Annotated in this window: 23 protein-coding genes; 16 read left to right on the forward strand and 7 right to left on the reverse strand. The window is 67.4% G+C overall.

The genetic code is table 11. The annotated features are described in order from the left end of the window. The first annotated feature begins 110 nt into the window (after positions 1-110). From lptE to WDM91_16375, 4 genes are all read left to right on the forward strand, one after another. Positions 111-608, forward strand: coding sequence for an LPS assembly lipoprotein LptE (lptE, locus tag WDM91_16360; protein ID MEI9996170.1), 498 nt, complete (start codon positions 111-113; stop codon positions 606-608). Further along, the gene (gene holA, locus WDM91_16365; GenBank protein MEI9996171.1) at positions 605-1,639 is read left to right on the forward strand and encodes a DNA polymerase III subunit delta; all 1,035 of its coding nucleotides are present in this window, start codon (positions 605-607) and stop codon (positions 1,637-1,639) included. The genes lptE and holA overlap by 4 nt, the downstream gene beginning before the upstream one ends. Before the next feature lie 76 nt (positions 1,640-1,715). Beyond that, positions 1,716-2,489 (forward strand): imidazole glycerol phosphate synthase subunit HisF, encoded by a 774-nt coding sequence (gene hisF / locus WDM91_16370; protein MEI9996172.1) that lies wholly within the window; start codon positions 1,716-1,718, stop codon positions 2,487-2,489. A gap of 14 nt (positions 2,490-2,503) precedes the next feature. Beyond that, entirely contained in the window at positions 2,504-3,436 is a 933-nt protein-coding gene (locus WDM91_16375) for a CHAD domain-containing protein (GenBank protein ID MEI9996173.1), read from the forward strand. A gap of 41 nt (positions 3,437-3,477) precedes the next feature. On the opposite strand, the gene WDM91_16380 is transcribed toward WDM91_16375, so the two are convergent. Continuing rightward, positions 3,478-4,071 (reverse strand): histidine phosphatase family protein, encoded by a 594-nt coding sequence (locus tag WDM91_16380; GenBank protein ID MEI9996174.1) that lies wholly within the window; start codon positions 4,069-4,071, stop codon positions 3,478-3,480. 59 nt (positions 4,072-4,130) lie between these two features. On the opposite strand from WDM91_16380, the gene WDM91_16385 reads away from it, so the two are divergent. Both WDM91_16385 and WDM91_16390 read left to right on the forward strand, forming a co-directional pair. After that, positions 4,131-4,601 carry a PaaI family thioesterase gene (locus WDM91_16385; GenBank protein MEI9996175.1) on the forward strand — a complete coding sequence of 157 codons (471 nt, stop codon included), beginning with the start codon at positions 4,131-4,133 and terminating at the stop codon, positions 4,599-4,601. Positions 4,602-4,700: 99 nt separating this feature from the next. Next, positions 4,701-5,240, forward strand: coding sequence for a PAS domain-containing protein (locus WDM91_16390; protein MEI9996176.1), 540 nt, complete (start codon positions 4,701-4,703; stop codon positions 5,238-5,240). A gap of 117 nt (positions 5,241-5,357) precedes the next feature. On the opposite strand, the gene WDM91_16395 is transcribed toward WDM91_16390, so the two are convergent. Continuing rightward, positions 5,358-6,152, reverse strand: a complete 795-nt coding sequence (locus tag WDM91_16395) for an exodeoxyribonuclease III (GenBank protein MEI9996177.1) — start codon at positions 6,150-6,152, stop codon at positions 5,358-5,360. 241 nt (positions 6,153-6,393) lie between these two features. Between WDM91_16395 and WDM91_16400 the strand changes: the two genes are divergently transcribed. From WDM91_16400 to WDM91_16430, 7 genes are all read left to right on the forward strand, one after another. Then, positions 6,394-6,522: a hypothetical protein gene (locus tag WDM91_16400; protein ID MEI9996178.1), complete on the forward strand. Its 129-nt coding sequence runs from the start codon at positions 6,394-6,396 to the stop codon at positions 6,520-6,522. Positions 6,523-6,792: 270 nt separating this feature from the next. Further along, entirely contained in the window at positions 6,793-7,719 is a 927-nt protein-coding gene (hemC, locus tag WDM91_16405) for a hydroxymethylbilane synthase (protein ID MEI9996179.1), read from the forward strand. An 8-nt stretch (positions 7,720-7,727) separates the two neighbouring features. Further along, the gene (locus WDM91_16410) at positions 7,728-8,429 is read left to right on the forward strand and encodes a uroporphyrinogen-III synthase (GenBank protein ID MEI9996180.1); all 702 of its coding nucleotides are present in this window, start codon (positions 7,728-7,730) and stop codon (positions 8,427-8,429) included. A gap of 42 nt (positions 8,430-8,471) precedes the next feature. Next, entirely contained in the window at positions 8,472-9,464 is a 993-nt protein-coding gene (locus tag WDM91_16415; protein MEI9996181.1) for an alpha/beta fold hydrolase, read from the forward strand. Positions 9,465-9,532: 68 nt separating this feature from the next. After that, positions 9,533-10,744: a M20 family metallopeptidase gene (locus tag WDM91_16420; GenBank protein ID MEI9996182.1), complete on the forward strand. Its 1,212-nt coding sequence runs from the start codon at positions 9,533-9,535 to the stop codon at positions 10,742-10,744. Between the two features lie 11 nt (positions 10,745-10,755). Beyond that, positions 10,756-11,319, forward strand: a complete 564-nt coding sequence (locus WDM91_16425) for a DUF4337 family protein (protein MEI9996183.1) — start codon at positions 10,756-10,758, stop codon at positions 11,317-11,319. 97 nt (positions 11,320-11,416) lie between these two features. After that, positions 11,417-11,896: a DUF1003 domain-containing protein gene (locus WDM91_16430; GenBank protein ID MEI9996184.1), complete on the forward strand. Its 480-nt coding sequence runs from the start codon at positions 11,417-11,419 to the stop codon at positions 11,894-11,896. A 3-nt stretch (positions 11,897-11,899) separates the two neighbouring features. Here the strand turns inward: WDM91_16430 and pssA are convergent, their stop codons facing one another. The 5 genes from pssA to WDM91_16455 all read right to left on the reverse strand — a co-directional run bounded on the left by pssA (position 11,900) and on the right by WDM91_16455 (position 15,695). Further along, positions 11,900-12,664 carry a CDP-diacylglycerol--serine O-phosphatidyltransferase gene (gene pssA, locus WDM91_16435; protein ID MEI9996185.1) on the reverse strand — a complete coding sequence of 255 codons (765 nt, stop codon included), beginning with the start codon at positions 12,662-12,664 and terminating at the stop codon, positions 11,900-11,902. A gap of 31 nt (positions 12,665-12,695) precedes the next feature. Beyond that, on the reverse strand, positions 12,696-13,346 hold the full coding sequence (locus tag WDM91_16440; GenBank protein ID MEI9996186.1) for a phosphatidylserine decarboxylase: 651 nt from the start codon (positions 13,344-13,346) through the stop codon (positions 12,696-12,698). A gap of 187 nt (positions 13,347-13,533) precedes the next feature. Next, positions 13,534-13,830 carry a hypothetical protein gene (locus WDM91_16445; GenBank protein MEI9996187.1) on the reverse strand — a complete coding sequence of 99 codons (297 nt, stop codon included), beginning with the start codon at positions 13,828-13,830 and terminating at the stop codon, positions 13,534-13,536. Between the two features lie 132 nt (positions 13,831-13,962). Beyond that, positions 13,963-14,442 (reverse strand): PAS domain-containing protein, encoded by a 480-nt coding sequence (locus WDM91_16450; protein ID MEI9996188.1) that lies wholly within the window; start codon positions 14,440-14,442, stop codon positions 13,963-13,965. A gap of 227 nt (positions 14,443-14,669) precedes the next feature. Then, complete coding sequence (locus tag WDM91_16455; protein ID MEI9996189.1) at positions 14,670-15,695, reverse strand: alcohol dehydrogenase catalytic domain-containing protein; 1,026 nt, start codon at positions 15,693-15,695, stop codon at positions 14,670-14,672. A gap of 68 nt (positions 15,696-15,763) precedes the next feature. Here WDM91_16455 and WDM91_16460 point away from each other — a divergent pair, with 68 nt between their 5' ends. From WDM91_16460 to WDM91_16470, 3 genes are all read left to right on the forward strand, one after another. Further along, the gene (locus tag WDM91_16460; GenBank protein ID MEI9996190.1) at positions 15,764-17,182 is read left to right on the forward strand and encodes an amidase family protein; all 1,419 of its coding nucleotides are present in this window, start codon (positions 15,764-15,766) and stop codon (positions 17,180-17,182) included. A gap of 283 nt (positions 17,183-17,465) precedes the next feature. Then, complete coding sequence (locus tag WDM91_16465; protein MEI9996191.1) at positions 17,466-18,638, forward strand: LLM class flavin-dependent oxidoreductase; 1,173 nt, start codon at positions 17,466-17,468, stop codon at positions 18,636-18,638. Positions 18,639-18,887: 249 nt separating this feature from the next. Continuing rightward, on the forward strand, positions 18,888-19,412 hold the full coding sequence (locus WDM91_16470; GenBank protein ID MEI9996192.1) for a cysteine hydrolase family protein: 525 nt from the start codon (positions 18,888-18,890) through the stop codon (positions 19,410-19,412). Positions 19,413-19,556: the final 144 nt, after the last annotated feature.

Here is a 19,556-nt window from a genome sequence, read left to right on the forward strand (position 1 = left end):
AAATCGCGGAGCGATTTTTCGGGTGGAGGCGCCCGGCCTCGAAAAGCCCCACCCGAAAAACATCTGCGATGTTTTTCGACCTCCCCGTTCCGGGGAGGTGGATCGCCATCATGCTCTCGACGTTCCTCCTCGCCGGCTGCGGTTTCCATCCGCTCTACGGCGGGATGAACGGCCGCATGCAGGCGACGCTGTCGCAGATCTATGTCGAGCCGGTGTCCGACAAGATCGGCTATGAGCTGCGCAACCGCATGATCGACCTGCTCGACGGCCAGGGCAGCGCCCAGGGCGCCGCCTATCGCCTCAAGCTCTCCCTGACCCAGACCAGCCAGGGCATCGCGCTGCAGAGCGGCGGCAACACGTCGTCGATCACGCGCTACAACGACACGCTGAAAGTCACCTATACGCTGACCGACATGAGCGGGAAGCTCATCACCTCCGGCATCGAGACGGGCCTCTCCGCCTACAACGTGCTGCCCTCGGGCCCCGGCCTCTATCCGAACGCCAATTACGGCACGCTTGCCGCGCAGCAGGATGCCGACCAGCGGGCCGCGGAAGACATCGCCGAACGCATCCGGCTCGATCTCAACGTCTATTTCGTCAGGCGATGACCGAGATCAAAGGCGCCAGCATCGATCGCGCGCTCTCCCATTTCCCCAAGGAGATGGTGGCGGCGCTGATCTTCGGCCCCGACCAGGGCCTAGTGCGCGAGCGGGCCGAGAAACTGATCCGCAGCGTCGTACCCGACCTCAAGGATCCTTTCCTCATCGCCGATCTCGACGACGGTGTGCTGGCCTCCGATCCGGCGCGGCTGGCCGACGAGGCGGCGGCGATCGCCATGCTGGGCGGCCGTCGCGTGGTGCGGGTGCGCGGCGCGGGCAACGGGCTCGCCAAGCTGTTCGAGCGCTTCCTCGACGACCCGGCCGGCGATGCGCTGATCGTGGTCGAGGGCGGCGACCTCGCGCGGGGTACCGGCCTGCGCAAAGTGTTCGAGGGCGCCGACAACGCGGCCGCCATCGCCTGTTATGGCGACACGGCGCGCGACCTGCCCGATGTGATCCAGAGCGCGCTGAAGGCCGAGGGCTTCAGTATCGCGCCCGATGCCCTGGCCGACGCCGCGTCGCGGCTGGGCTCGGACCGCGGCGTGACGCGGCGCGAGCTCGAAAAGCTCGCGCTCTACGCGCAGGGGCAGAAGCAGATCACGCTGGAAGACGTCCGCGCCACGCTGGGCGACGAGGCCGAGGTGCGCGCCGAGGAGGCGCTCGACGCCGCGGGGCAGGGCGATCTGCGCAAGCTGGACCTCGCGATGGAGCGCTTGTGGGTCTCGGGTACCTCGCCGGTCGCGATCGTCCGCATGGCGCTCGGTCATTTCCAGCGCCTCGCACTGGTCAAGTCGGAGATGGAGAAGGGCGAGCCGCTCGATGGCGCGCTGCGCCGCCTGCGCCCGCCGCTGCATTTCATGCGCCAGGCCTCGTTCAAGGCCCAGCTCGCCCTGTGGGAGGCCGCCCGCCTGCTCGATGCCTGCGACCTTCTGCTGGAGACCGAGGCGCTGACCAAGACCACGGCGGTCCCGGCCGAGACGGTGACGGCGCGGGCGTTGTTCAACATTGCGGCCATGGCGCGGAGCAGGAAGCGTGAATAGCGAGTAGCGAGTAGCGAATAGGGCTGAATGTGGCTACCCTACTCGCTACTCGCTACTCGCTACTCGCTACTGGCCAATGCTCAAAATCCGCATCATCCCCTGCCTCGATGTGAAGGACGGCCGCGTCGTCAAGGGGATCAACTTCGAATCCCTGCGCGACGCGGGCGACCCGGTGGAGCAGGCGGTGATCTACGACGCCGCAGGCGCCGACGAGCTCTGCTTCCTCGACATCACCGCCTCCCACGAGAACCGCGGCACCATCCTCGACGTGGTGCGCCGCACGGCGGATGTCTGCTTCATGCCGCTCACCGTCGGCGGTGGGGTGCGGACGCTCGACGACATCCGCGCCCTGCTGCTGGCCGGCGCCGACAAGGTCTCGATCAACACCGAAGCGGTGCGCCGTCCTGAATTCGTCCGCGAGGCGGCGGAGAAATTCGGCAGCCAGTGCATCGTCGCGGCGATCGACGCGAAACAGGGCAGCCACGCGCACAATCATCCGCCCTTCGAGGTCTTCACCCATGGCGGGCGCAACGCCACCGGCATCGACGCGGTCGCCCATGCGGTGAAGCTCGTCGAATACGGTGCGGGCGAGATCCTGCTCACCTCGATGGACCGCGACGGAACCAAGGCCGGCTACGACATCCCGCTGACCCGCGCCATCGCCGATGCGGTTCCGGTTCCCGTCATCGCCTCGGGCGGCGTCGGCAAGCTGGAGGATCTCGTCGCCGGGGTGCGCGACGGCCACGCCTCGGCCGTGCTCGCCGCTTCGATCTTCCATTTCGGCGAGGCGACGATTGCGCAGGCCAAGGCGGCGCTCGCAAAAGCCGGATTGCCGGTGCGCCCCGCTTAGGCAAAGATGCGCGCATGGAAGAGCCGCCGCGCGTCGCCATCGTCCGCTCCTATCGCTCGCATCCCGGTCCGGTGCACGCCCGGGCCGTGAACGCGCGCCGCGTGCCGTTGGCGCGAGGCATGCCGGTGGAGCAGGCGTTCCGTGCCACCATGCTCGAATGCCTCGCCCAGGTCGCCGGCAACGCGCCGGCGATCCGCTCGCGCGATCCGCGCGGCGTGCACCAGATCCGCGTCGGCCTGCGCCGCCTGCAGATGGCGCTGGGCTCGTTCGGCGCCGAAACGCCGGAGCTGAAGGTGCTGGGCAAGCGCGGCCGCGCCATCGCCGAGGCCTTTGGTCCGGCGCGCGAGCTCGACGTCTTCACCGACGAGCTGCTCAAGCCGGTGATGCACAAATATGCCGGCGACGAATCCTTCATCGCCTTCGCGCTGGCGTTGCGCCATGCCCGCGGCGAGGCCTGGGACGATGCGCAGGCCGAGGTGCAGAATCCCGATTTCGCCGAATTCCTCAACGACGTCGCCGCGGCGGCCGAGTCGGCGCCCTCGGGGCCGAAGACGATCGGCAAGGTGGGGCGCCGTGCGCTGGACGCGCATTGGGCGCGGGCCAGGAAGCGCGGCAAGCGCGTGCGCAAGACCTACGACCAGCGCACCCACAAGCTGCGCATCGCGCTCAAGAAGCTGCGCTATGCGGCGGAGTTCTTCGCCCCGCTCTATCCGCCGAAGAAGACGGCGCGCTACATCAAGGCGCTCAAGGTGCTGCTCGACCGGATGGGCGCGGCGAACGACGTGCACGGCATCGCCGACACGCTGGCACGCATCGGCTCGGGCCCCGACCTGCGCTTCGCCGCCGGCGCCGTCGCCGGCTGGCACGCAGGCCGCGAGAAGCGCCTGACGAAGAAGGCGATGCAAGGCTGGAAGGATTTCCGCAAGCGCAAGCCGTTCTGGGATTGAAGCTGTCACGCCGCCCTCGCGGGCATAACAGTGGACCGGCTTCATCTCCCTCTCGCCCGCAGCGGCGCGTTCAGTATCGCGATTTGCGGCGTGCCGCCGGCATCCAGCTCCAGCACCAGGGCCGCCGACAGGTCCAGCGTCGCCGGCATCGGCGTCAGCATGTCCCAGCCGGTCGCCAGCGTGTAGGCGCTGCGCAGCACGCCGCGATGCGCCACCGCCAGCGCATCGCCCGGCGTCCGCGCCACCTCGCGCAGGAAATCCGCCACCCGCGCCAGCAGGTCGGCGGTGCGCTCGCCGTCCTTCGGCGTGAAGTCCGCGCCCAGGCCCGCGCGCGTGAAGGCGTCGGCACCGTCGCGCGCCAGGATCTCCTCGCGCGTCATCCCTTCCCAGGCGCCCCAATGATGCTCGGCCAGCCGCGGATCGGCGACCGCCTGCGCAAAGCCCAGCAGCGCCGCCGTCTCGCGCGCCCGAAGCTGCGGACTCGTATAGGCGCGCGCGGCCTCGAAACCTTCGGGCGGCAGGAGCCGCGCCATCTTCGCGCGTCCCGCCGTGCTGAGCGGTATGTCGATGCGGCCCTGGATGCGGCCTTCCGCGTTCCAGTCGGTCGGTCCATGACGCAGGAAAGCGATGCGCAATTTGCAGTCTCCAAGGCCTCGTGCAGGATGACGACACGGATATCAGAAAACGGACCGCCATGCGCCGCGCCATCGACACGAGCAAGCCGCAGGATTTCCCGCCCAACGTCCAGGCGATCTTCAAGCGCGCCGCACCCTGCTCGGCCTGGCTCAATCAGGAGCTGCTGGAGATCGACGTCGAGGACGGCTGGGTGAAGATCGCCTATGGCCTGGGCGAACCGCATTTCAACCGCTTCGGCGCGCTGCATGGCGGCGCGATCGCCTGCGTGATGGACGACGTGCTGGCGGTCGCCGCGGGCTTCATCGCGCAGTGGGGCGAGATCGCGCCGACGCTGGAGATGAAGGTGAGCTATCTCAACCAGGGCGGCGCCGGCCGCCACATTGCCGAAGCCAAGGTCATCAAGCGCGGCCGCAGCATCAACTTCCTCGAAGCGACGCTGGCGCGCGAAGACGGGAAAGTCATCGCCACCGCAACCGCCACGATCATGATCGCGCCGCTCAAGCGGCCGCAAGCCCCGAAGACGGATTGAGCGCGCATTTTCCGCGCGAGATTTTGCGTTCGCCGCACCCGATCTTCTAACGTGATGCGCACAGGCCGATTCGCGCGTTCGGGCTATCAGGAGTTCATCATGGCGGCGCAGCCCGTCTCGGTCACCATCGCCGAAAATCCGGCGGCGACCGACAATCCGATCCTCGATTTCTTCCTGACCTATTGGGCCGCCAAGCGCGGCACGCGCGCCATGCCGTCGCGCGCCGACATCGCGCCGGCCGATCTCAAGGAGCATCTCGGCTGGCTCTGCTTCCTCGACGTACTGCCGGAGCGCGAGGACTTCCGCTTCCGCCTCATCGGCAGCCGGGTCGCCGATTATTTCCTCGCCGACGCCACCGGGCATACGGTGCGCGAAGCCTATGGCGCGGCCAAGGCCGGCAGCATCGCGACCGACTCCGTGTTGTGGATCCTGCGCAAGACCTGCGCCTCGCGCACGCCGCTGCGCGTGACCGGCGGCGGCGGCGAGTGGCGCGGGCACTATTTCCCGGACTACGACGCGCTCTACCTGCCGCTCTCCGAAAACGGCGCGACCGCGAACATGGTGATGTGCATCTTCACGTTCCACTACCAGGCCTATCTCAAGACGCGCTCGCTGAGCGCGATGACGAAGCGGGGATAGTGCGTGCTTCGAGGGCCGCTGCGCGGCCACCTCGGCATGACGACAGGGGATGGATCAAGCGATAGCGTCATCCTGAGGTGCCGCGCGAAGCGCGGCCTCGAAGGATGACCGGCACGGCTAGATATCAATCTCCGCCACCACCGGCACGTGATCCGATGCCTTCTGCCAGCCGCGCATCTTGGTCACGATGGTCTGGCTCTTCAGCCCGCCCTTCAGCGCCGGGCTGAGCCAGATGTGATCCAGCCGCCGGCCGCGGTTGCTCGCCTCCCAGTCCTGGGCGCGATAGCTCCACCACGAATAGCTCTTCTGATCGTGCGGCACGAATTCGCGCGTCACGTCGGTCCATTCGAACGCCGCCTTGGCCTCGCCCAGGAGGTTCGTCTCCACCGGCGTGTGGCTCACCACGTCGAGCAATTGCTTGTGGCTCCACACGTCATGCTCCAGCGGCGCGACGTTCAGGTCGCCGACCAGGATCGCCGCGGCGCGGCTGCGGTCCTTGCGCCTGCCGAAGATGCTTTCCATCCGCCGCAGGAAGTCGAGCTTGTGGGCGAATTTCGGGTTGACCTCGGGATCGGGCACGTCGGCGCCGGCCGGGACATAGAAGTCGTGCAGCTCCACCCCGTTCTCGAAGGTCACGCCGATATGGCGGCAATGGCCCTCGCGGCAATAATCGTCGACCGCGGTGTTCCGGAACGGCAGCTTCGAGAGCACCGCGACCCCGTGATAGCCCTTCTGGCCATGGATCGCCTGGTGGACATAGCCGAGCTTGGCGAAGGCCTCGCGCGGGAACAGCCCGTTCTCCACCTTGGTCTCCTGCAGCGCGACGGCGTCGGGCTGGTGCTCCTTGAGGAAGCGCTGCAGCAGCGGCGCCCGCAGCCGGACCGAGTTGATGTTCCATGTTGCGATCTTCACGGCAGACGAATTCCTTCCATGCTCCCAGCGCATAGCTTTACGCTGCAATGCACAAATAGTGATTTATAACAACTAGTTATACATCGTAAACGGATTATTGAACACTGAATATTTCCGAATCCATTCATTGAAACCTTCCGGACCCCCTCCTATATGCACCCTGTCGGCAGGTCGCCGGCAACGAAATTCGCAGCGGCGCTGATCGGTCAACCCGGCGGCGTCCATACAAGGAGAGGCCGTCATGACCAACATCAATTCCCAGATCCCCGCCCAGCACTCCGCCTTCGCCGGCGCCGTTTCGAGCCTGTTCTCGCTCGCGGTCCTGGTCCTGGCCGGTGTCCTGACCTTCGGCGTGTTCGCGAACGTCTAACGCCCGGCCGACAGCTTCGCCGGCGCGCCATCACTCCCCCCGAGCGGCGTTCCGGCAAGGGGCCGACAGCGGACCTCCGGCGATCCCCCCAATACCGCCGTAGTCTCCGTATCGGCCACAATCCGCCCCCGTCCAGGCACCCCCTGGGCGGGGGTATTTTTATTCGCCGGCGGCCGCCTGTCCGGCGCGGCCTATCCAGGACCCGCCGCGCGCGCAATGCGTTTGCGTCTTTGCTAAGCTCCGCCGTCGTCCCCGGTCCCGTCCCAGATCATGCCGCAACACACGCCTCTGCGCCTCGGCACCCGCGGCTCCAAACTTGCCCTGGTGCAGGCCAATCTGGTCAAGGACCTGCTCGCGGCCAGGGGCGCGCCTTGCGAGATCGTGATCCTCAAGACCTCGGGCGACCGCATCCAGGACCGCAGCCTGGCCGATGCCGGCGGCAAAGGCCTGTTCGTCAAGGAGCTCGAAGAGGCGCTCCTGAAGGAAGAGATCGACCTCGCGGTGCATTCGATGAAGGACGTGCCGACCGCCCTGCCGCCGGGCCTGTCGCTGAGCGCCTTCCTCGAACGCGAGGATCCGAGCGAAGCCTTCCTCTCCCGCAAGGCCGGCACGCTGGCCGATCTGCCCGGGGGCGCGCGGGTCGGCACCAGCTCCGTGCGCCGCCACGCCCAGGTCGCGCGCCGCCGGCCGGATCTCGACATCGTCCTGCTGCGCGGCAATGTCGACACGCGGCTGGGCAAGCTCGACGCGGGCGAGATGGATGCGATCTTCCTCGCCTTGGCGGGCCTCAAGCGTCTCGGCCTGCAGGATCGCGCGACGGAGGTGCTCGATCCCGCGCAATGGCTGCCCTCGCTCGCCCAAGGGGTGATCGGCATCGAGATCCGGGAGACCGATACGCAGGCGCGCGAGCTCACCGGCCAGCTCAACCATACGCCGACCGAACTCGCGCTGACCTGCGAGCGCGCCTTCCAGGCCGCGCTCGACGGTTCGTGCCGCACGCCGATCGCCGGCCTCGCGACGGTGGAGCGCGACGTGCTGTCCTTCCGCGGCGAAGTGCTGGCACCCGACGGACGCGACGCCAAGACGACCTCTTTCGACCTCGTCTTCGGCCCCAATCCGCGCGCCGAAGCGGAGGACGCGGGCCGCCAGGCCGGCGAAGCGCTCAAGCCGAGCGTCCAGCATTGGCTCGCGCTGTAAGGCCCTGAATGCGCGTGCTGGTCACCCGCCCGGCCGACGACGCACGGGAAACGGCGGCCCTGCTGCGCGCCCGCGGCCACACGCCGGTGATCGCGCCGCTGCTCGGCGTCCGCTATCACGACGGCCATCCGCTGCATCTCGAGGGTGTCCAGGCGCTGCTCTTCACCAGCGTCAATGGCGCGCGTGCCTTTGCGCGGCGCAGTTCGCGGCGCGACTTTCCCGTCTTCACCGTCGGCACGCAGACCGCCCAGGCGGCGCGCGATGCCGGCTTCGGCGACGTACACAACGCCGACGGCAATTCCGACGATCTCGCTACCGCCGTGCAGGGCTGGGCCAAGCCGCAGGAGGGCGCACTGCTGCACGCCGCCGGGGCGGAGGCCGAAGGCCGTCTCGCCGCGTCCCTCGCCGCTGCCGGCTATAGCGTGCGCACCGAGGTGCTCTATGATGTGTCGGCGGTCGGCGAACTGCCGCCAGCCGCGCGCGCTGCGCTGCGCAGCGGAACGCTCGACGCCATCCTTCTGCTCTCCGCCCGCAGCGCCCAGGTGTTCGCCGCCTGCGTGGTAGAGGCCGGCCTCGGCGCCGCCTGCACTCGCGTGATCGCATGCTGCATCAGCGAAGCCGCCGCGAAGCCGCTTGCCGCGTTGGCCTTCGCGGAGATCCGCATCGCCGCCCGCCCCAATCAACCTTCTCTGCTGGATTGCCTTGGTTAGCGCCGATCGCCGCGCCATAATCGCCGCCTCAAGGAGACACCCATGCGCCGGTTGCTGATCGCCCTGCTTATCATCGTCGTGCTGCTCGGCGCCGGCTTCTACTATTTGAGCGCGCCGGACATTCCGCGCGCCACGCTGGAAGCCAAATACGCCACCGCGCCGTCGCAATTCATTGCTGTCGAATATGCTTCGACCCTCGCCGGTGGTGCGGCATCCAGCGCGCCCGCGCATGTCCATTACCGCGATCGTGGCCCAAAGGATGCGCCGGTGCTGCTCCTGCTGCACGGCTCCAACGCCACGCTCTTCACCTGGGAGCCCTGGGCCAAGGACCTCTCCGACACCTATCGCGTCGTATCGGTCGACCTGCCGGCGCACGGCCTGACCGGCGCGACGCCGAACCATGACTACAGCCAGGCGGGCATGGCGAATTTCGTCGGCGCCTTCGCCGACAAGCTCGGCCTGAAGAGCTTCGCGCTCGCCGGCAATTCGATGGGCGGCGGCGTCGCGGCGCGCTTCGCCGAAGAGCATCCCGAGCGCGTCAGCGCCCTGATCCTCGTCGATGCCGCCGGCATGCCGTCGAAGGCCGGCGATCACACGCCGGTCGCCTTCCGGCTGCTGCGCCAGTCCTGGCTCCAGCCCGTGCTGCGGCATCTCGATCCCAAGCCGCTGGTGCGTGAAGGCCTCGACGACGCCATCGTCCGCAAGGCCGTGCTGACCGAGCCGATGATCGATCTGTATTCCGACATGGCGCGGATGGACGGCAGCCGCGAAGCGACGGCGGAGCGCTTCGGCGAGTTCGATCCGGCGGACGCGCATTATGTGAAGGACCATGTCGGCGCGCTCAAGATGCCGGTCCTCATCCTGTGGGGCGAGCAGGACCACCTGATCCCGGTCGCCGCTGCCGCGACCTGGCACGATTCCATTCCGGGTTCCAAGGTGATCGTCTATGCCGAGACCGGCCACATCCCGATGGAGGAGCTGGCCGACCAGACCGCCAAGGACGTGCGCAAATTCCTCGAAGGGACGCGCCCCTAGCGGCGTCGCGCGCACTTTACGCGGGCGCTGCCGGTTGCAAGACTGGCGGCGGCACACAGGAACGGCACATGGACAATCCGAACGGTGATCTGGGCTTCTGGCGCGACGGCGCGGCCGAGCTGATGCCGAAGGTCGTGGCGCTGCGCCGCGAGCTGCACAAATTCCCCGAGCTCGGCCTGCACCTGCCCGAAACCACGCGCCGCACCCGCGAGGCGCTGGCCGGCCTCGATGTGGAGATCGCCGAGGGCACCTCGACCTCCAGCCTCGTGGTGACATTGAAGGGCGCCAGCCAGGGCCCGACCATCCTGCTGCGCGGCGACATGGATGCGCTGCCCATGCCGGAAGACACCGATGTCGACTTCAAGTCGCAGAACGAAGGCCGCATGCATGCCTGCGGGCACGACTCCCACACCGCGATGCTGGTGGGCGCGGTGCATCTGCTGCACCGTCATCGCGAGCGGCTGAACGGCAATGTGAAATTCTTCTTCCAGACCGGCGAGGAAGGCTATGCCGGCGCCCGCCATGCCATCGAAGAGGGCATGCTCGACGCGGCGCCGGCGCCCAATGCCGCCTTCGCCATCCACATCTCGCCCAACATCCCGACCGGGGTGATCGCGAGCCGTTCCGGCCCGCTGATGGCGGCGACCGACACGATCCACATCGAGATCAAGGGCAAGGGCGGCCATGCCTCGATGCCGCACTTCACGCGCGATCCCATCCCGGCGGCCTGCGAGATCGTCACCGCGCTGCAAAGCCTGGTCACCCGCCGGATCGAGGCGTTCGATCCCGTCGTGCTCTCGATCACCAAGATCGAGGCCGGCACCACCAGCAATGTCGTGCCGGAAAGTGCCAGGCTGCTCGGTACGCTGCGGAGCTTCTCGGAGACCAGCCGCACCGCCGCCCGCGAGGGGATCGCGCGCATCGCCCACGGCATCGCGAGCGCGCACGGCATCGAAGCGATCGTCGACCTCGTATCCGGCTATCCCGTCACGATCAATGATGGAAAATTCGTCGATTTCGCGGAAGCCGTCGCCACCGACCTGTTCGGCGAAAAGGGCTTCCTGCGGATGCCCGCGCCGATCATGGGGGCGGAGGATTTCTCCTATGTGCTGCAGAAGATGCCGGGCGCCATGGTGTTCCTCGGCGTCGCGCCGGAGGGCGTCCCGCACCATCACGCCCATGCCTGCCATTCCAACCGCATGATGATGGACGAGGCCGCGATGGCCAACGGCATCGCGCTGCACGCGGCCATCGCCGACCGCTATCTTGCCGGCGTATGAGGAGATCGGGCTTGAGCCACGACACCCCTTTGGAAGCGCATGAGCACACCGAGCATGCGGAGCATGCCGCGCATGCCGCCGATCCGTTCGTCAGCCGCGTCGCGATCTCGGTCGCGGTGCTGGCGGTGCTCGCGGCGGTCGCGGGCAGCCTCGAGACGGTCGAGGGCGGCCGGGCGCTGAACGCCACCAGCGAGGCGGTGCTGATGCAGGACCGCGCCACCGACACATGGGACGAATTCCAGGCCGACAGCATCAAGAAGCACATTTACGGCATCGCCGCCGACGCCGGCGGCGTCAATGCCGAGCGCTATCGCAAGAGTTCCAAGGAATATGGCGACACCCAGTCCAAGCTGCGCGGCGACGCCAAGGACAATGAGAAAGACCGCGACCGGCTGCTGGCCGAGAGCGCCACGCATGAAGGCCGCCATCATTGGCTGACCGGCGCGGCGACGCTGTTCGAGATCGGCATCGCGCTGTCGACCATGGCGATCATCACCCATCGCAACTGGCTGTGGTACACCGCGCTCGGCTTCGGCGCCGTCGGCCTGGGGCTGCTCGGCGTGGCCTATCTCTAGGCGCATTACGCCGAGTTAAGGCGGCGGGGCCGTGCCGCGCGTTGCACGATGCGGGCGCCGCGCGATGGTCGCGCCCGGATTTGAGGGGAAGATCGCCATGGTATCGACGTCGCTCGCCAAGCTGATGGAAATCCGCCGCCTGCATCCGCTGCGCAACACCTATGCCGAGCTCAGGGCGGAGATGGGCAAGCTCGAAAAGGTCGCGATCTGGATCACCGACCATGTCGGCACCATGACCTTCTTCCTGCTCATCCTGATCTGGACGGTTTTCTGGCTCGGCTGGAACCTGCTGGCGCCGCCGGCGCTGCAATTCGATCCGCCGATGGGCTTCGTGTTCTGGCTGTTCATCTCGAACCTGATCCAGATCATGCTGATGCCGCTGCTGATGATCGGCCAGAACATCCAGGGCCGCGCCTCCGAGGCGCGCGCCGAGCACGACCTCGAGGTCAACATCAAGGCGGAGGCGGAGATCGAGGTGATCCTGCGCCATCTCGAGCGGCAGAACGAGATGCTGCTCGCCATGCTGCAGAGCCAGGGCGTGAAGATCGACGAGATCGTGGCGGCCAGCCAGGGCTAGGCCCTAATCCGCGGCGTGCAGCCGGGCGCGTCTTGCCTGCATCGCGATTCCGAGCGGGATCGCGGTGAGATAGATCACCATCCCGATCGTCATGGTCAGCCAGGGCCAGGTCAGCATGAAGCCGGCCAGCAGGCCGACGAAGCCCCATACCAGAAGGCGGTGCTGCCGCGCGGGACGCATATATTTGATCGAGGGCGTCGGCAGCCGGCTGACCATCAGGCTGGCCGCGATCATGATCGTCGCGCCGCTGACCAGCGGGTCGCGCAGCCATGCATGCCCGATCTGGAAGCTCACCAGCATCGGCAGCATGAGCAGGCCCGCGGCGGCCGGCGTGGGCAGGCCGGTGAAATAGGGGTTGTGCTCCGACGAGCCTTCGTCGCGCACGCTCTGCACATTGAAGCGCGCCAGGCGGATCGCCGAGCAGGCGCAGAAGATCAGTGCCGCGATCCAGCCCGCATCGCCCATCCGCGCCAGGCTCCACATATAGACGAGCACGCCGGGCGCGACGCCGAAGCTCACGAGGTCGGCAAGGGAGTCGAGCTGCGCCCCGAACCGCGTGTCGGCGCCCAGGAAGCGGGCGGCGCGGCCGTCCAGCATGTCGAACACCATGGCGCAGAGGATCGCCGCGACCGAGGCGCTCCATTCCGACTCGATGGCGAATTTGATCGCGGTGATGCCGCTGCACAGGCCCAGCAGCGTGAGGATGCTGGGCACGATCCGTCCGACGGAAAGCTCTTCCAGCCGCTCCGCCATGCGGCGCGGATCCATTCTACGATATGCCAAGGATGCGTACCCGAACTTAGAGTTCCGCCAGGACCGTCTCGCCGGCCACCGTCACGGAATTGTCTTGTACCACGATCTTGGCCGCGGGGGGCAAATATACGTCCAGGCGGCTGCCGAAGCGGATGATGCCGTAACGGGCCCCGCGGGCGATTTTCTCGCCCTCCCGCAGGTCGCAGACAATTCGCCGCGCCACCAGCCCGGCGATCTGCACCACGGCGAGGTCGGCTTCGGGATCGCGGCCGCCTTCGGGCCGCACCCGCATCGACATCCGCTCATTGTGGACGCTGGCCTTGTCGAACGAGGCATTGAAGAACTTGCCGGGCCGATAGCCCAGCGCGATCACCGTGCCGCGCACCGGCATGCGGTTCACATGGACGTTGAACACATTCATGAAGATGGAGAGGCGCCGCCGCGGCGCCGGTCCCAGGCCCAGCTCCTCCGGCGGCACCGCCTCGACGATCGGCAGCAGCACGCCGTCGGCGGGACTGACGATACGGTTCTCGCCCGGCGGCGGCGTCCGCTCGGGGTCGCGGAAGAAGGCGATGCACCACAGCGTCAGCGGCGCAAAGCCCAGCGCCGCCCACGGCCAGACCCAGAGAAGCAGGGCATTGAAGAGCGCGAAAATCGCGATGAACCGCCAGCCTTCGCGATGGATGGGAATTCTCAAAACGGTCTGTCCTGCGATCCTGCGAACTCACCCTCCGACAAGCTCGGGCGAGGGCCTCAGCCGGGAGCGGGCGCCACTCTATCCTTCATCCCGAGCTTGTCGAAGGGTTCGCGTCTCGAACAGCACCGCCCCAAAGAAAAAAGGGCGGCGCGACCTGCACCGCCCCTTCCAAGCCATTCGCGCAAACTTAACCGCGCTCGCCCGAGAACGGGAAGGAGCCGAACGCGCCAGCCTTCACATTGCCCGAGATCTTGTCGCCGTCCACCGCGCCGGAGAATTCCAGCGTCATCGGCATCGGCGAGGTGATCGAGACGGACCAGGAGACGTTGTTGCCGTCCGCCTTGCCGTTCGCGATCGCCATCGAACCCTGCTGCGCCGCCTGCGTGCCGGTCAGCGTGCCGCCCTCGGCCTTAAGGTCGAGCGTCGCCTTCTGTGCGCCCATGGGCGAATTGATCGTGATGTTCCACTTGCCGTCGACGGACATGCCTGTCCTCCCTTGAATGTGCCGCGCATCTAAGAGAGGGGCGCGGCGTTAGGCAAGCTTTTGGTGACGATAACGTCACGTAAAGCGACGGTACCGGGAAAATCCCGTTTGGGATCAATTCCATAGCGCCGGCTACACCCGGTGCGTGCCCAGCTGCCAGGTGTCGAAAGCGCCGAACAGCGCGGTGATCGCCTGCCCGTCATCGCTGAGCGGCATGGCGAGCACTTCGATCTCGAGGAATTCCTTGCCCGGATAGGTCACCGGCATCGGGCCGGCCAGGATCGGCTCACGCGCCGCGACGCAATGCGTGTACATGCCGTGCATGCCGTCGAAGAACGGCGTCCCGCGCTGCTCCGACAGCAGCTTGCCGGCCAGGCGCCGTCCCATGAACTGGATGATGCGGTCGCCGGCGAAGCGGAAGCGGAAATCCTTGCCGCCATCGAGCACGTCGACCACGAAGGTCGCAGCGATCGCGCTGCGCAGGCGCGCCGGCGTGATCTCCTCGCGCCTGGGTCCGACGCGTCCCGCGGCCAGATCGCACCACACGCCATAGGCGGCGGCGAGCCGCTCGCTGGCGGGCTTCAAGGCGCAGACGTTACCGGTCTCATTCATCGGCCTTCACGGGCGCGCGCGAAAGCGCGCAGTGTCCTTTCGAGCTATGCGGAAAAGGGCGACTCCCTGCCAAGAGGCAAATCGCGGTGGCGCTTGTAACAGTTCGTCGACTCGGCGCGCTGCGACTGAACGCCCCGCTATGACGGGCCGATATAATTGTTGGACAAATTGTGCCCGGGCTCGGTCGCCAATTTCCGGACGCGTCGCGGCCCGCAACAGCGGGCAGCTTAGTTCTCCAGCATCACCTTGCATTGATGCGAAGGCTTGCGCAGCGCCTCGAAGGCGGCCGGGAGTCCGTCGAGGTCGACGATGTCCGTCACCATGTGCCCGACATCGATCCGGTCCGAAGCGATCATCGCGATGACATAATCGAAATCGGCGGGGCGGTAGCCGAGCACGAATTGAATCTCCAGCTCCTTCATGATGCCCATCAGCGGCATGATCGTATCGGGCTGCTGGCAGACGCCGGCGACCACGATGCGGCCGCCGCGCGGCGCCTCCGCCATGGTCTGCATCAGGAGGCCGGGGACGCCGACGCATTCGAAGATGATGTCGGGCGCCTTGCCCGCGATCTTCTCGACCTGGCCGGCGAGGGGCTGGCCCGGATCGATCGCGTCGGTCGCGCCGAAGCGCGCCGCCATGGCTTTGCGGTTCTCCGCCTTCTCGCTCACGATCACGTGACGGGCGCCGAGGAATCTGGCCCAGAGCATCACGCTGAGCCCGACCGGCCCCGCCCCGATCACCAGCACGGTGGCGCCGCGCGCCATCTTCGCCATGTCGACCGCATGCAGGCCGACCGCGAGCGGCTCGACCATCGCGCCTTCGCGGAACGAGACGCTGTCGGGCAGGCGGTAGCCGCTGCCCGAACCGATGCGGACATATTCGGCATAGGCGCCGTGGCTTTGCCCCAGCCCGACCGGCAACATCTTGGCGCAGGTCCCGCGGCCGGAGAAATTCAGGCACGGCGTGGCGTCGCCGCAGCAGATCACAGGAAAGCCCGCGACCCGGTCGCCCGCCTTCCACAGATGGGTGACGGCCTTGCCGACCTCCATCACCTCGCCGGCGAATTCATGACCCATCACAGAGCCGCCGGGCAGCGGCATGATCGTGCCCGCTTCGGTCATGTGCAGGTCGGAGCCGCAGATGCCGCAATTGCGCACCCGCAGGATGATGTCCTGCGCGCCGGGCACCGGATCGGCGAGCACTTCGATCGCCAGCGGCTTCGACAATTCCTTGAACACGGCGGCACGCATGGCTCTTCCCCGTTTCGACCCGGCGGGACGTTATGCCATCCTCGGCCCAAGGCAAACGGGAGAGCGGCATGACCGGCACTTACGCTACGGCACGGACGATGCTCGCCGATCTGACGGCGAAGAAAGTCTCGGCGCGCGAATTGCTCGCCGCGCATCTGGCGCGCAACGCGCAGGTCGCGGCGACGATCAACGCGGTCGTCGAGACCGACATCGCGCGCGCGCAAAACGACGCCGCCGCGATCGACGACGCCCGTGCCAGGGGCGCGGCCCTCGGCCGACTCGCCGGCCTGCCGATGACGATCAAGGACGGCTTCGACGTCGAGCACATGCCCGCGACCGCCGGCAACCCGGCCTACAAGGACCGCGCCAAGGATTGCGCCGACGCGGCGATGGTCGCGCGCGTGCGCGGCGAGGGCGCGGTGATCTGGGGCAAGACCAACGTGCCCTTCATGCTCGGCGACCTGCAGACCTTCAATGCGATGCACGGCACCACGAACAATCCCTACGACCCGACGAAAGTGCCCGGCGGCTCGTCGGGCGGCGCCGCCGCGGCGCTGGCGAGCGGCGTGACGCCGCTCGAGATCGGCTCCGACATCGGCGGCTCGCTGCGCCATCCGGCCAATTTCTGCGGCGTGACCGCGCTCAAGCCAACGCTGCATGTGCTGTCGCAGCGCGGCCATGTTCCGCCCGGCCCCGATCACTATCACGAGGGCGATCTCGGCGTGGTCGGACCGATGGCGCGCAATGTCGACGATCTGAAGCTCCTCTGGAGCATCCTGCGCGGCATGCCGGAACAGGCGCGGCAGGGCGTGAAGGGCACCCGTGTCGCGCTGTGGGACGAGGAGGCCGCCTGGCCGCTGGCGCGTGAGGTGCGCGACGGCGTGGAGCGCGCGGGCGAGGCGCTCGCCGCTGCCGGCGCGCATGTCGAGCACGCCAAGCCCGGCATCGACGGCGCAGCGCTGATGGATTTCTACCTCACCATCCTCACCGCCATCGTCGCGACCGGCCTGCCGCCCACGCTGCTCGAAAGCTGGGAGGCGATGCGCCCGGACGACAAGCTGCTCGCCAAGAACGGCGACCGGGCCGCCGATTACCGCCTGCGCGCCACCGCCACCTTCCGCGACGTGCACGCCGCCAATGTCCGGCAGCAGCAACACAAGGACAAGCTGGCCGCGTTCTTCGCGCGCTACGACGTGATCGTGATGCCGATCTCGATGGTGCCGCCCTTCCCGCACCAGCAGACGCCGGCGTTCAACGATCGCATCCTCGACGTCGACGGCGTGCCCGTACCGTATCCCAGCATCCTCAACTGGATCTCGCCCGCCACCGCGCTGCACGCGCCCGCGCTGGCGGTGCAGGCGGGCCGGAACGCCGCCGGCCTCCCCATCGGCGTACAGATCGTCGGCCCCTGGAACGGCGAAGACCGCCTGTTCGATTTCGCCGCGGCGGTGGAGGACAAGTTCGGCTTCAGGCCGCCGGCGCTCTAGTTGAAATCTCACTGTCATCCCCGGCCGAGCGCGAGCGAAGCGAGTGCGAGGGGAAGGGGACCCAGGCGCCAGCCACCGTGATGGTGTCTCCGACCTGGGTCCTTTCCCCTCACGCCGCTCCGCCGGGGATGACAGTCTTGGCTCGAACCAACGCGACCGGAGGTCGGCTTCCGCGTGAGCCCGCTGCCGCAACGGTAACGACGAGCTTTGACGCCGCGTAACCGAGGACTCTTCTTCCCGCCTGTGGCATACATCGCCTCAGAACATCCGAAGGGAAACGCACATGACGATCAAGCTCAAGAACGGCATCTTCCTCGCACCATTCCACCCCGTCGACGAAGATCCCACGCTGTGCATCCAGCGCGATCTCGAACTGATCGAGCATCTCGACAAGCTCGGCTATGACGAGGCCTGGATCGGCGAGCATCACTCCGCCGGCTACGAGATCATCTCCAGCCCGGAAGTGTTCATCGCCGCCGCGGCCGAGCGCACCAAGCGCATCATGCTCGGCTCGGGCGTGATCTCGCTGCCCTATCACAACCCCTTGATGGCGGCGAACCGCGTGATCCAGCTCGATCACCAGACGCGCGGCCGCTTCATGTTCGGCGTCGGGCCGGGCCTTCTGCCCTCCGACGCGTTCGCGATGGGCATCGAGCCGTCGACCCAGCGCGACCGCATGGTCGAGGCGATCGAGGTGATCCTGCGCCTCTTCAAGGGCGAGCGCGTGACGCACAAATCCGACTGGTTCACCCTCGTCGACGCGACGCTGCAGCTGAAGCCCTACACCTGGCCGCATCCCGAGATCGCGGTCGCCTCGTCCGTCACGCCCTCGGGCGGCAAGCTCGCGGGCAAGCACGGCTTCGGCATGCTCTGCGTCGCCGCCACCCAGGCCGGCGGCTATGACGCGCTCTCCATCAACTGGAAGGTCGCCAACGACGTCGCCGCCGAGAACGGCACGAAGATGAATCCGGAGAAGCTTCGCCTCGTCGGCCCCGTCCACATCGCCGAGACCCGCGAGCAGGCATTCGAGAACGTGAAGTTCGGCCTCGCCAAATGGCAGAGCTATTTCGGCGGCATCAGCGCCGTCGCCGGCCGCGAGGCGACCGAGGCGCGCTCGGTGGAAGACCTGGTCAAGGACGGCCAGCTCGTCATCGGCACGCCGGACGACGCCATCGCCCAGATCCGCCGGCTCCAGGCCAAGCAGGGCGAGTTCGGCGTGTTCCTCCAGCTCGCGCACAATTGGGCGAATTTCGACGCGACCAAGACGTCCTATGAGCTGTGGCAGCGCCATGTGACGCCGGTGATCAACGGCGCCAACGCCAAGCGCGAGGAAGCCTTCAACTGGGCGCGCGACAACAAGGAAAAGTTCATCGGCGCGGCGATGACCGCGGCGATGCAGACCATCCAGAAGCACCACGAGGCGGAAGCCAAGAAGAACACCAAGGCGGCCGAGTAAGGTTTCACGCGCCGCCGCGGAGGTTCTTCCCCAAACGTTCAAACCGTCATCCCCGGGCTTGTCCCGGGGACCCATGAACACCCGTGTCGCATGGGTGTTCATGGGTGGCCGGCACAAGGCGGCCATGACGATCGGCAGAGGTACGCCCTTCCGCGGCTCCGCGTGCAAATCCCGAAGGCCGGTCATGCGCGCCGGCACGAATTTGCGCTATCTTCCCACCCTTGATCCATCGCGGCTACGGAGTCCGTCATGCGCAAAGCCCTCGTCGTCATCGACGTGCAGAAGATCATGTTCTCGGTCCCCGCCTGGGCGCCCTATGACGGCGACGCCGTGGTCGACCGCATCGCCGGCCTGGTCGCCCAGGCCCGTGCCGCCGGCACGCCGGTGTTCTTCGTCCAGCATCACGCGCTGGGCGAGACGGCGATGCAGCCCGGCGCGCCCGGCTTTCCCTTCGTCGACAAGCTGACGCCGCAGCCCGGCGACGACATCACGGTCAAGCACAAATCCAGCGCCTTCCACGGCACCGATTTCGACGCGAAGCTGAAGGCGGCCGGCGTCGATCATCTGGTGATCACCGGGATGCAGTCGGAGTTCTGCGTCGGCTCCGCGGTGCGCGGCGCCTATGAGCGCGGCTACCAGGTCACGCTGGTCTCCGATGCGCATTCGACCGGCGACACCAGGGTGGCGAAGGCGAAGGATATCATCGCGATCCAGAACGACACGCTGGGCCGCATCTTCGCGGAGGTGATCCCGGCGGCGGGCGTCGTATTTTAGCTCCGCTGTCATCCCCGGCGAGTGCGAGCGAAGCGAGCGCGAGGGAAGGGGACCCAGGTGGTTCTACATCACCGGTGCATGTCGTTGACGCCTGGGTCCCCTTCCCTTCGCGATGCTGACGCATCGCTCAGCCGGGGATGACAG

This window comes from Rhizomicrobium sp., from assembly GCA_037200385.1.
Taxonomy (GTDB): domain Bacteria; phylum Pseudomonadota; class Alphaproteobacteria; order Micropepsales; family Micropepsaceae; genus Rhizomicrobium.

Bases quoted from the DNA above. Each gene is read 5' to 3' on its own strand.
- WDM91_16450 (MEI9996188.1), bottom strand. From the start codon at position 14,442: ATGAATGAGACCGGTAACGTCTGCGCCTTGAAGCCCGCCAGCGAGCGG.
- holA (MEI9996171.1), top strand. From the start codon at position 605: ATGACCGAGATCAAAGGCGCCAGCATCGATCGCGCGCTCTCCCATTTC.
- WDM91_16375 (MEI9996173.1), top strand. From the start codon at position 2,504: ATGGAAGAGCCGCCGCGCGTCGCCATCGTCCGCTCCTATCGCTCGCAT.
- WDM91_16390 (MEI9996176.1), top strand. From the start codon at position 4,701: ATGGCGGCGCAGCCCGTCTCGGTCACCATCGCCGAAAATCCGGCGGCG.
- WDM91_16460 (MEI9996190.1), top strand. From the start codon at position 15,764: ATGACCGGCACTTACGCTACGGCACGGACGATGCTCGCCGATCTGACG.
- WDM91_16410 (MEI9996180.1), top strand. From the start codon at position 7,728: ATGCGCGTGCTGGTCACCCGCCCGGCCGACGACGCACGGGAAACGGCG.
- WDM91_16385 (MEI9996175.1), top strand. From the start codon at position 4,131: ATGCGCCGCGCCATCGACACGAGCAAGCCGCAGGATTTCCCGCCCAAC.
- WDM91_16400 (MEI9996178.1), top strand. From the start codon at position 6,394: ATGACCAACATCAATTCCCAGATCCCCGCCCAGCACTCCGCCTTCGCC.
- WDM91_16455 (MEI9996189.1), bottom strand. From the start codon at position 15,695: ATGCGTGCCGCCGTGTTCAAGGAATTGTCGAAGCCGCTGGCGATCGAA.
- WDM91_16470 (MEI9996192.1), top strand. From the start codon at position 18,888: ATGCGCAAAGCCCTCGTCGTCATCGACGTGCAGAAGATCATGTTCTCG.
- WDM91_16415 (MEI9996181.1), top strand. From the start codon at position 8,472: ATGCGCCGGTTGCTGATCGCCCTGCTTATCATCGTCGTGCTGCTCGGC.
- pssA (MEI9996185.1), bottom strand. From the start codon at position 12,664: ATGGATCCGCGCCGCATGGCGGAGCGGCTGGAAGAGCTTTCCGTCGGA.
- hemC (MEI9996179.1), top strand. From the start codon at position 6,793: ATGCCGCAACACACGCCTCTGCGCCTCGGCACCCGCGGCTCCAAACTT.
- WDM91_16445 (MEI9996187.1), bottom strand. From the start codon at position 13,830: ATGTCCGTCGACGGCAAGTGGAACATCACGATCAATTCGCCCATGGGC.
- WDM91_16430 (MEI9996184.1), top strand. From the start codon at position 11,417: ATGGTATCGACGTCGCTCGCCAAGCTGATGGAAATCCGCCGCCTGCAT.
- hisF (MEI9996172.1), top strand. From the start codon at position 1,716: ATGCTCAAAATCCGCATCATCCCCTGCCTCGATGTGAAGGACGGCCGC.
- WDM91_16465 (MEI9996191.1), top strand. From the start codon at position 17,466: ATGACGATCAAGCTCAAGAACGGCATCTTCCTCGCACCATTCCACCCC.
- WDM91_16420 (MEI9996182.1), top strand. From the start codon at position 9,533: ATGGACAATCCGAACGGTGATCTGGGCTTCTGGCGCGACGGCGCGGCC.
- lptE (MEI9996170.1), top strand. From the start codon at position 111: ATGCTCTCGACGTTCCTCCTCGCCGGCTGCGGTTTCCATCCGCTCTAC.